Here is a 10,011-nt window from a genome sequence, read left to right on the forward strand (position 1 = left end):
CGTGGCGCCCTGGCGGCTCGCCGTGGTGCTCGGCAATGGCGGCGGCGGCGTGCAGGTCGGCCTCCAGCCCCGGCGCGAGGCCTCGGGCCAGGTCGGCAAGGACCGAGAGACCGGCGTGATCACCCCGGACGGCATGCGCTGGGCCGGCCGCCCGAACCTCCAGCCCGGCGACATGGTCTATGTCGAGGCGATGGATGGCGGCCGCGGGCAGTACCGCCTGCGCCAGAAGCCCGAGGTGTCCGGCGCCATCGTGGCGATGGACCCCAATACCGGCCGCGTCCACGCGATGGTCGGCGGCTTCTCGTACGACGAATCCGAGTTCAACCGCGCCACCCAGGCGATGCGCCAGCCCGGCTCCTCGTTCAAGCCGATCGTCTACTCGGCGGCGCTCGACAACGGCTATACGCCCGCCTCGATCGTGCAGGACACGCCGATCACCATCGAGGCCGGCCCCGGCCAGGAGTCCTGGACGCCCTCGAACTACGACGGCAAGTCCGGCGGCCCGCACACCCTGCGGTACGGGATCGAGCATTCCAAGAACCTGATGACGGTCCGGCTCGCCAAGGATGTCGGCATGCCGCTGATCGCCGAGTACGCCCGCCGCTTCGGCGTCTACGACGACCTGCTGCCGGTGCTGCCGATGTCGCTCGGCGCCGGCGAGACCACGGTGATGCGCATGGTCACCGCCTACTCGATGCTCGCCAATGGCGGGCGCCGCATCCGGCCGACCCTGATCGATCGCATCCAGGATCGCATCGGCGAGACCATCTACCGGCACGACAACCGCAAGTGCATCGGCTGCGACGCCGAGAAATGGTCGGGCCAGGACGAGCCGAAGCTGGTGGACGATTCCGAGCAGGTGCTCGACCCGCTCACCGCCTACCAGATGGTGTCGATCATGGAGGGCGTCGTCCAGCGCGGCACCGCGACCCTGCTGAAGCAGATCGGCAAGCCGCTCGCCGGCAAGACCGGCACCACCAACGACGCCAAGGACGCGTGGTTCGTGGGCTTCTCGCCGGATCTGGCGGTCGGCATCTATATCGGCTTCGACAAGCCGCGCTCGCTCGGCGACCGTGCCACCGGCGGCGGCCTCGCGGCCCCGATCGCCCTCGAGTTCCTGAAGGTCGCCCTCAAGGACAAGCCGCCGACCCCGTTCCGCGTGCCCCCGGGGATCAAGCTGATCCGCGTGAACCTCGGCTCCGGCACCCGCGCCGGCTCGGGGGAGGGCGCCGGCACGATCCTGGAGGCGTTCAAGCCGGGCACCGCGCCGCCCGATTCCTACGTCGCCCCGGCCCAGAGCGCCGCCCCCGCGGCGGTCCCGGCGGACCCCGACCGGGCCGCCCAGGCCGGCGGGCTCTACTGAGGAACGGCCGCAGGATGAACCACCCGGTCATTCCGGGGCGCCGCAGGCGAACCCGGAACCCATAACCGCCGACGGTGCGAGGTCTTGATCTGTCGGCGGTTATGGATCCCGGGTTCCGCTTCGCGGCCCCGGGATGACGAGGCGGGCGATGTGGCGGCGCTGAACTCCCAAAGACAGAAAAAAGCCGCCCGGTTGGGGGCGGCTTGGGAGAGTCATCAGGGAGGCATCAAACAGAGCGGACGGAACCATCCAACTCGATATCCAGAATTCTGGATGCCTCTTTATGCCCCGTGAACCTTAATCGCCGGTTAAAAACCAGTTTTCAGCCAAAAGCTCACGCGGCGAGACTGTCGAAGAGACCGCGCCCGTCGGTGCCGCCGATCAGGCTTTCGACGAAGTTCTCCGGGTGCGGCATCATCCCGAGGACGTTGCCGCCCTCCGAGTAGACCCCCGCGATGGCGTTGAGGGAGCCGTTGCGGTTGGCCTCGACCGTGATGGCCCCGGCGGCGTCGCAGTACCGGAACGCCACGCGGCCCTCGCCCTCGATCCGCGCCAGCGTATCGGGGTCGGCGAAGTAGTTGCCCTCGCCATGCGCGACGCAGACGTCGATGACCTGCCCCTGCGTGTAGGCGCTGGTGAAGCGGGTGTCGGTGCGCTCGACCCGCAGCGTCTGGCGGTGGCAGATGAAGCGGCGGTTGACGTTGCGCATCAGGACGCCCGGCAGCAGGCCCGATTCGCACAGGATCTGGAAGCCGTTGCAGATGCCGAGCACGAGGCCGCCGCGCGCCGCGTGTGCCCGCACCGCGTCCATGGCGGCTGCGCGTCCCGCGATCGCGCCGCAGCGCAGGTAGTCGCCGTACGAGAAGCCGCCCGGCAGGACGGCGAGGTCGGTCCCGGCCGGCAGATCCGGATCCGCGTGCCAGACCATGCTGACCCGCGCGCCAGACCGGCGCAGGGCCCGGGCGACGTCGCTCTCGCGATTCGAACCCGGAAAGACGACGACCGCAGCGTGCATCAGAGGATCTCGATCGCGTAGTTCTCGACGACGGTGTTGGCGAGCAGCTTCTCGCAGGCCGTCCGCAGGGTGGCCTCGGCGGCCGCGCCGTCGGCGGCGGAGACTTCGAGGTCGAACACCTTGCCCTGCCGGACGCTGTCGACGCCGTCGACGCCCAGCGACCGGAGCGCGGCCTCGATCGCCTTGCCCTGCGGGTCCAGCACACCGGTCTTCAAGGTGACGATGATACGGGCTTTCATGGATCTTCCGGTCTCACGCGCAGCCGAAAACGTGGGCGCGACCCGCGGCGTCGTTACACGGGCGGCCGTCGCGCGTTCCCTAGCAGGAAGGCCGCCGGCCTGTCGAACGCCGTGTCGGACGGACGGCGCGGCTAGCGCGGCGTCGCCCGGGTGCGGATCGGCTCGATGCTGGTCGCCCGGCGCCAGAGCTGGAGCATGATCCAGGCGGCGAACAGGCTGAAGAGACCCATCAGCACGTGGCCGACCCGGTCGCCCAGGTCGAACAGGCCGGCGAGCGCCCAGCCGGCTGCGATGGCGACGGCGAACACCTCGGTGCCGACGAGGACCATCATGCTCACGATGGTGATGGCGTTGCGCCCGTTCACGAGACCCGTCTCCCGGTCGATTGCGAGGTCCCGGAACGAAACGATCCCGGGACCCGCGCAGCTAGCCCAGAGGCGTGGGGCTATGCAACCGCGGGAGCCGGGATCGTCCGGTTCCCGACGTCAGCGCGGCGCGCGCTTGGCCAGGATCCGCTGCAGGGTCCGGCGGTGCATGTTCAGGCGCCGGGCGGTCTCGCTGACGTTGCGGCTGCACAGTTCGTAGACCCGCTGGATGTGCTCCCAGCGGACCCGGTCCGCCGACATCGGGTTCTCGGGCGGGTCGGCCCGCTCGCCGGGCTGCGCCATCAGCGTGCCGTGGATCTCGTCGGCGTCGGCGGGCTTGGCGAGGTAGTCGAACGCGCCGAGCTTCACCGCCGTGACGGCGGTCGCGATGTTGCCGTAGCCGGTCAGGATCACGCCCCGCGCCTCGGGGCGGCGCTCCTTCAGGCGGGCGATCACGTCGAGGCCGTTGCCGTCGCCCAGCCGCATGTCGATCACCGCGAAGGCGGGTGGGCGAGCCTCGACCGCCGAGACCCCGTCGGCCACGCTGTCGGCGACCTGGACGTGGTAGCCGCGGCTTTCCATGGCGCGGGCGAGCCGCGTCGAGAACGGCTTGTCGTCGTCCACGATCAGCAGGCTGCGATCGGTGAAGGCGGCGAGGGGATCGGCTTCATTGATCACGGCAGGATCGATCGCTGTCGTGGTCCCGGGCTGCGTCAGCATCCGGTACTCCTTTCGGGTTTTCGTAAGGGAATTATTCGGTCAGTTCTTGGTCTGATCCTCATATAGGGACGACATCGCCCGGGGGCAGGGGCGCGTGGATATTGAGTTCCGGCGAATGACGCGGGGCTGCCCCCCGTTCGAAGATGTGACGGGCCCAGGAGACGCGCACGATCGCCCCATGGGCCTCCGGCGCCGAGACGTTCATCAGCGCGATCTGGGCGCCGGAGCGCTCGATCAGGGTCTTGGCGATGAACAAACCGAGGCCGAGGCCGGCCCCGACGGTCCCGCCGGTCTGCGCGCGGTCGGCGCTGCGGGTGGTTACGTAGGGCTCTCCCGCCCGCAGCAGGACCTCGCTGGAGAAGCCCGGACCGTCGTCGCGGATCTCGATCCAGACGCGCTCCGGTGTCCAGCGGCCTTCCACGGTGACGCGCGAATCAGCGAAGTCGACCGCGTTGTCGAGGATGTTGGCCAGCCCGAACATCACCCCGGGGTTGCGGCGGCAGGCGGGCTCCGGGCCCTCACCCTGGCTGGAGATGTCGAGCACCGCGCCGAGCGCGCGCTGGGGCGCCACCAACTCCTCGACGAGATGGCTGAACGTCACCGTCTCCAGGAAGCCGACGCCGTCGCCGTCGAGCGACGTGAGCTTGCCCAGGATGCCCCGGCAGCGGTCGACCTGCTCGCGCAGCAGGTTCAGGTCGTCGGCCACCGCCGGCGAGGCGGTCGGCCCGAGCTGGCGGATCAGCTCCTTGGTCACCAGCATGATCGTCCCGAGGGGCGTGCCCAATTCGTGGGCAGCCGCCGCCGCGAGACCGTCGAGCTGCGACAGGTGCTGCTCCCGGGCCAGCACCAGTTCGGTGGCCGCCAGGGCCTGGGCGAGGAGCCGCGTCTCCTCGGCGACCCGCCACGCGTAGACGCCCGTGAAGGCGGTCCCGAGCAGGATCGCGGTCCAGACCCCCGAGACGTACAGGAACGGCAACTCGATCCGCCCGTCCGAGAACCAGGGCAGGGGCCGGTGCACCAGGGCGAGCAGCGTCGCCAGGCCCACGGCGAGCAGGCCGAGCGCCAGGGTCCGCTCCGGCGGCAGCGCGGTGGCGGAGATCAGCACGGGGGCGAGGAACAGCAGCGAGAACGGGTTCTGCAGGCCGCCGGTGAGGAACAGCAGTGCCGCGAGCTGCACGATGTCGAAGGCCAGCAGCAGGGCCGCGGAATCGTCGCTCAGGCGGTAGCTCGCCGGGAAGCGGATGCGCAGGGCCAGGTTCAGCCAGGACGAGGTGGCGATCACCAGGAAGCACCAGCCGAACGGCAGCGCCAGGCCCAGGCCGAACTGCGCCCCGACCACGGCGGCGCTCTGGCCGGTGATGGCGAGCCAGCGCAGGCGGACGAAGGTGTCGAGCCGGAGGTGCCGGGCGTTGCGGACGAGGCCGTTGAGATTGCTGTCGGGCATGCGTGCATCGGTGCAGCGCCGCGTGAATCCTCACGGGCGCAGAGCTTGGGCAGACGTGCGGCCCCGTCGAGCCGGCGGGGTCGTGACGGGCAAGTCGCCCCGGGGTGCGGATGTTCCGCGATCGTTCAGGGTGGAACCTTAGGCTGGCACCACGGGTTGCATCAGGCTTTTCGCCTGTCGGCGTTCCGCCGGCAGTCCCGGGACGCGAGGTGGCGATGCTTCTGGCTTACGCGATGTATGAGAGTGCCCGCGCCATGATGGCGCCGGCCCGGCTCGCCGCCGACCTGACCCGCCACGCCCTCCAGATGCCCGGCAATCCCCTGGCCTACGGACCCTACGCCCGGGCGGTCAGCGCCGGCTGCGAGATGTTCGAGCGTGCCACCCGCCGCTACGGCAAGCCGGCCTTCGGATTCGCCGAGACGCTGGTCGACGGCGCAGCGGTCCCGGTCAGCGAGCGGGTCGTCTGGGAGCGGCCGTTCTGCCGGCTGATCGCGTTCGAGCGCGCCTTCCTGACCCCGCCCGCCGAGCCGGAGCCGAAGCTGCTCATCGTCGCGCCGATGTCGGGGCACTACGCCACGCTGCTGCGCGGCACCGTGGAGGCGATGCTGCCGAACCACCGGGTCTACATCACCGACTGGAACGATGCCCGGATGGTGCCCCTGGCGGCGGGGCGCTTCGACCTGGACACCTATATCGACTACCTGCAGGAGATGTTCGCGGTCCTCGGGCCGGACCTGCACATCATGGCGGTATGCCAGCCGGCGGTGCCGGTCCTGGCCGCGGTGGCGCTCATGGAGGCCAAGGGCGCGCCCGTGGTGCCGGCTTCCATGACCCTGATGGGCGGCCCGATCGACACCCGCCGCTCGCCCACGGCGGTGAACTGCCTCGCCCAGGAGCGCGGCCAGACCTGGTTCGAGCGCAACACGATCAGCCTTGTGCCGCCGATCTTCCCGGGGGCCTGGCGCCGGGTCTATCCCGGCTTCCTGCAGCTGTCGGGCTTCATGGCGATGAACCTCGACCGCCACGTCACCGCCCATTCCGACATGTTCGACCACCTGGTGAAGGGCGACGGCGACTCGGCCGAGAAGCACCGGGACTTCTACGACGAGTATCTGGCGGTGATGGACCTGACCGCGGAATACTACCTGCAGACCGTGCAGACGGTCTTCGTCGATCATGACCTGCCGAAGGGCCGGATGCGCCACCGCGGCACCCCGGTCGATCTCGAGGCGATCCGCCGCTGCGCCATCCTGGCGGTGGAGGGCGAGAACGACGACATCTCCGGGGTCGGCCAGACCAAGGCGGCCCTCGACCTGACGCCGAACCTGCCCGAATCCCGCAAGGCGTACCATCTCCAGGCCGGCGTCGGGCATTACGGGGTGTTCAACGGCTCCCGCTACCGCACGGTCATCGCCCCCCGGATCGCCGCCTTTATCCGCGCCCAGCAGGCGGAAGCCGGGACGCGCGGATCGCATCTGCGCCAGGTGGGCTGACGTAAGTCCCGGTTTCGAAAGGTCCGCGACCTTTCGCGGGTCCAGGGCGGAGCCCTGGTGTACCCGGAGTTCCGTCAAGGGGCTGCGAGCCCCCCCGGACGCTCGAGTCTCAGCCCGCGATTCCGCTGCATTTTGAATTCTCTTCCACTCACGGTGGCGCGAGCCTTGCGAGGCCGTATCCGTGAGCACGATGACCGCCGATCCCCCGCCGCCCCTCCGTGTCCCCTGCCGGCCTTCGTCCGGCCGGACGAGGCCGTGCGCCAACAGGATGCGGATAACTGGAATTCGATTCCCCAAAACCGTCTTGCGGTAGCAGGGAACTGGCGCATGCTGCTGATCGTGTGAAAATCCAGCCTCCCCCGGCCGCGATACATGGCCGGGGCCTTCCGTCGACCGATTCACAGACGCACCCGGAGTGCGGGCCGGTGGCCGGGATCGAGATCCCGCCGGCCAGGGAGATCACGATGGACCGCAGGACGTTCCTCAAGGGCTCGGCCGCACTCGGGCTGGCCGCCCCGCAGATCGCGATGCCGGCCGTGGCGCAGGGCGCCAAGGTGCTGCGCTTCGTGCCCCAGGCGAACCTCGCCAACTTCGATCCGATCTGGGGCACGCAATACGTGGTGCGCAACGCCGGCACCCTCGTCTGGGACATGCTGTACGGCGTCGATGCGCAGTTGAAGCCGCAGCGCCAGATGGTCGAATCCGAGGAGGTCTCGGGCGACCAGCTCACCTGGACCTTCCGGCTGCGGCCCGGCCAGACCTTCCACGACGGCGAGCCGGTGCTGGCCAAGGACGTTGTGGCGAGCCTCGGACGCTGGATGGCCCGCGATCCGATCGGCCTGATGATCCGGGGCATCCAGGACGACCTCGCCGCGGTCGACGACCGGACGTTCCGCTGGCGCCTGAAGAAGCCGTTTCCGAAGCTCCTCTACGCGCTCGGCAAGACCAACGCCCCGATGGCCCTGATCATGCCGGAGCGGATCGCCAAGACCGACCCGTTCACGCAGATCACCGAGTATGTCGGCTCCGGCCCGATGACCTTCGTGCGCAACGAATGGGTGCCGGGCGCGCGGGCCGTGTTCCAGAAATTCGCCGGCTACAAGCCCCGCGAGGAGCCGAATTCGTGGCTGGCGGGCGGCAAGCACATCCTGGTCGACCGGGTCGAATGGGTGATCATGCCGGACGCGGCCACCGCCTCGGCGGCCCTGCAGAACGGCGAGGTCGACTGGTGGGAGAACCCGATCTCCGACCTCGTGCCGCTCCTGCGCAAGAACGCCAACCTCAACGTCGACATCGCCGACCCGCTGGGCAATGTCGGGTCGTTCCGGATGAACCACCTCCATCCGCCCTTCGACAACCCGAAGATCCGCCAGGCCGTCATGACCGCAATGAGCCAGGAGGATTACATGCGGGCGATCGTCGGCGACGACGACACCTTATGGAAGACGCTGCCGGGCTTCTTCACGCCGGGTACGCCGCTCTACAGCGAGGCGGGCGGGGGCAGCGTCGGCAAGGGCGACATCAAGCTCGGCCAGAAGCTGCTGAAGGAAGCCGGCTACAAGGGCGAGCCCGTGGTCTGCGTGGTGGCGCAGGACCAGGGGATCACCAAGGCGCAGGGCGACATCACCGCCGACCTGTTGAAGCAGATGGGCTTCAACGTCGACTTCGTCGCCACCGACTGGGGTACCACCGGCACCCGCCGGGCGTCCAAGGCGCCGCCGTCCCAGGGCGGCTGGAACATGTTCCACACCTGGCACGCCGGCGCCGACTGCATCAATCCGGCGGGCTATCCCGCGGTCCGGGCCAGCGGCGACAAGGCCTGGTTCGGCTGGCCCAACGTCCCGCCCGTGGAGGCCGCCATCGCCGAGTGGTTCGACGCGGCCGACCCGGCTGCCGAGAAGGCCGCCATCGACAAGGTCAACGCGGCGGCCTGCGAGGGCGTGGTCTACGTCCCGACCGGGTTCTTCCTCGGCTACCAGGCCTGGCGCAAGACCGTCTCGGGCATCGTGAAGGGCCCGATCCCGTTCACCTGGGGCGTGTCGAAGGCGTGATGGGGCGGGTGGTTGTCATGTCGGCACGCGTGCCGCGCGCTCCCTCCCCCCTCTGCGGGGGAGGGTACCCTGCGAAGCAGGGGGGGAGAGGGGAGCGACGGTGCAGGATCGGGCTGAGGCCTTCACACCTGCCGCGCCCCTCTCGGAAGCGTCGCTCCCCTCTTGCGGGACTTCGTCCCGGCCCGACCCCTGCTGACGCAGGGGCCACCCTCCCCCGCAGAGGGGGGAGGGCGCGCGGCGGCGCTCGCCGCGCCCTCGACCCGGCACGATAGCGGAGGACCCATGCTCGGCTATATCGGCAGGCGCATCCTGGCCACCATCCCGGTGATGGCGGTGGTCGGCTTGTTCGTCTTCAGCCTCCTGTACTTCGCCCCCGGCGACCCGGCCGCGATCATCGCGGGGGATCAGGCCACGCCGGACGACGTGGCGCGCATCCGCGCCTCGCTCGGCCTCGACCGGCCGTTCCTGGTCCGGTTCGGCGAATGGTCCTGGCAGATCCTGCACGGGGACCTCGGCACCTCGATCTTCACCAACCTGCCGGTCACCACGATGATCGGGCAGCGGGTGCAGCCGACCGTCTCGCTGATGCTCGTCACCCTGGTCCTGGCCGTCGTGGTCGCGGTGCCGCTCGGCGTCGTGGCGGCCTGGAAGGCCGGGAGCCTGATCGACCGGCTGGTCATGGGGCTCGCCGTGATGGGCTTCTCGGTGCCGGTCTTCGTGGTCGGCTACGTGCTCGCCTACGTGTTCGCCCTCGAGCTCGGCTGGCTGCCGGTGCAGGGCTACACGCCGATCGAGCAGGGCCTGTGGCCGTGGTTCGCGAACCTGATCCTGCCCGCGGTGACGCTGGGCCTCGTCTACATCGCGCTGATCGCCCGGGTGACGCGGGCGACCATGCTGGACGTGCTGAGCCAGGATTACGTGCGCACCGCCCGGGCCAAGGGGCTGGCACAGGGGCCGGTGCTGTTCATCCACGCCCTCAAGAACGCCGCGGTGCCGATCGTCACCGTGATCGGCATCGGCATCGCGCTGCTGATCGGCGGCGCCGTGGTCACCGAGACGGTGTTCGCGATTCCCGGCCTCGGGCGCCTCACGGTCGATGCGATCCTGCGGCGCGATTACCCGGTCATCCAGGGCGTCGTCCTGCTGTTCAGCTTCGTCTACGTGCTGGTGAACCTCGCCATCGACCTGTTCTACACCTTGCTCGACCCGAGGATCCGCTATTGACCGCGACCGTCGCGCCTCTCTCCGGTCCGCCGCGCGCCGCGGACCCGTCGCTCAAGGGCAAGCCGCACAAGGGGCCGCCCCCCGCGGGCCTCGCCGT

Annotated in this window: 9 protein-coding genes; 4 read left to right on the forward strand and 5 right to left on the reverse strand. The window is 69.8% G+C overall.

Annotated elements, in window-relative coordinates; all coding sequences use genetic code 11:
- Positions 1–1,363 (forward strand): penicillin-binding transpeptidase domain-containing protein (locus FV228_RS11370; protein ID WP_281406486.1); only part of this gene is annotated, 1,363 nt, incomplete at its 5' end.
- Positions 1,364–1,697: 334 nt separating this feature from the next.
- On the opposite strand, the gene purQ is transcribed toward FV228_RS11370, so the two are convergent.
- The 5 genes from purQ to FV228_RS11395 form a co-directional block, all read right to left on the reverse strand.
- The gene (gene purQ / locus FV228_RS11375; protein WP_147854729.1) at positions 1,698–2,378 is read right to left on the reverse strand and encodes a phosphoribosylformylglycinamidine synthase subunit PurQ; all 681 of its coding nucleotides are present in this window, start codon (positions 2,376–2,378) and stop codon (positions 1,698–1,700) included.
- Positions 2,378–2,617, reverse strand: coding sequence for a phosphoribosylformylglycinamidine synthase subunit PurS (purS, locus tag FV228_RS11380; protein ID WP_147854730.1), 240 nt, complete (start codon positions 2,615–2,617; stop codon positions 2,378–2,380). Before purS ends, purQ begins: the two co-directional genes overlap by 1 nt.
- A gap of 131 nt (positions 2,618–2,748) precedes the next feature.
- Positions 2,749–2,982: a hypothetical protein gene (locus FV228_RS11385; protein WP_147854731.1), complete on the reverse strand. Its 234-nt coding sequence runs from the start codon at positions 2,980–2,982 to the stop codon at positions 2,749–2,751.
- 120 nt (positions 2,983–3,102) lie between these two features.
- Positions 3,103–3,702, reverse strand: a complete 600-nt coding sequence (locus tag FV228_RS11390) for an ActR/PrrA/RegA family redox response regulator transcription factor (RefSeq protein WP_147854732.1) — start codon at positions 3,700–3,702, stop codon at positions 3,103–3,105.
- A gap of 58 nt (positions 3,703–3,760) precedes the next feature.
- Complete coding sequence (locus tag FV228_RS11395) at positions 3,761–5,146, reverse strand: ActS/PrrB/RegB family redox-sensitive histidine kinase (protein ID WP_147854733.1); 1,386 nt, start codon at positions 5,144–5,146, stop codon at positions 3,761–3,763.
- Between the two features lie 215 nt (positions 5,147–5,361).
- Between FV228_RS11395 and phaZ the strand changes: the two genes are divergently transcribed.
- The 3 genes from phaZ (at position 5,362) to FV228_RS11410 (ending at position 9,914) form a co-directional block, all read left to right on the forward strand.
- Positions 5,362–6,639: a polyhydroxyalkanoate depolymerase gene (phaZ, locus tag FV228_RS11400; RefSeq protein ID WP_147854734.1), complete on the forward strand. Its 1,278-nt coding sequence runs from the start codon at positions 5,362–5,364 to the stop codon at positions 6,637–6,639.
- Positions 6,640–7,103: 464 nt separating this feature from the next.
- Positions 7,104–8,690: an ABC transporter substrate-binding protein gene (locus FV228_RS11405; protein ID WP_147854735.1), complete on the forward strand. Its 1,587-nt coding sequence runs from the start codon at positions 7,104–7,106 to the stop codon at positions 8,688–8,690.
- A 282-nt stretch (positions 8,691–8,972) separates the two neighbouring features.
- On the forward strand, positions 8,973–9,914 hold the full coding sequence (locus FV228_RS11410; RefSeq protein WP_147854736.1) for an ABC transporter permease: 942 nt from the start codon (positions 8,973–8,975) through the stop codon (positions 9,912–9,914).
- The last annotated feature ends 97 nt before the right edge of the window (positions 9,915–10,011 follow it).

The organism is Methylobacterium sp. WL18 (genome assembly GCF_008040015.1).
In the GTDB taxonomy this organism is placed as follows: domain Bacteria; phylum Pseudomonadota; class Alphaproteobacteria; order Rhizobiales; family Beijerinckiaceae; genus Methylobacterium; species Methylobacterium mesophilicum.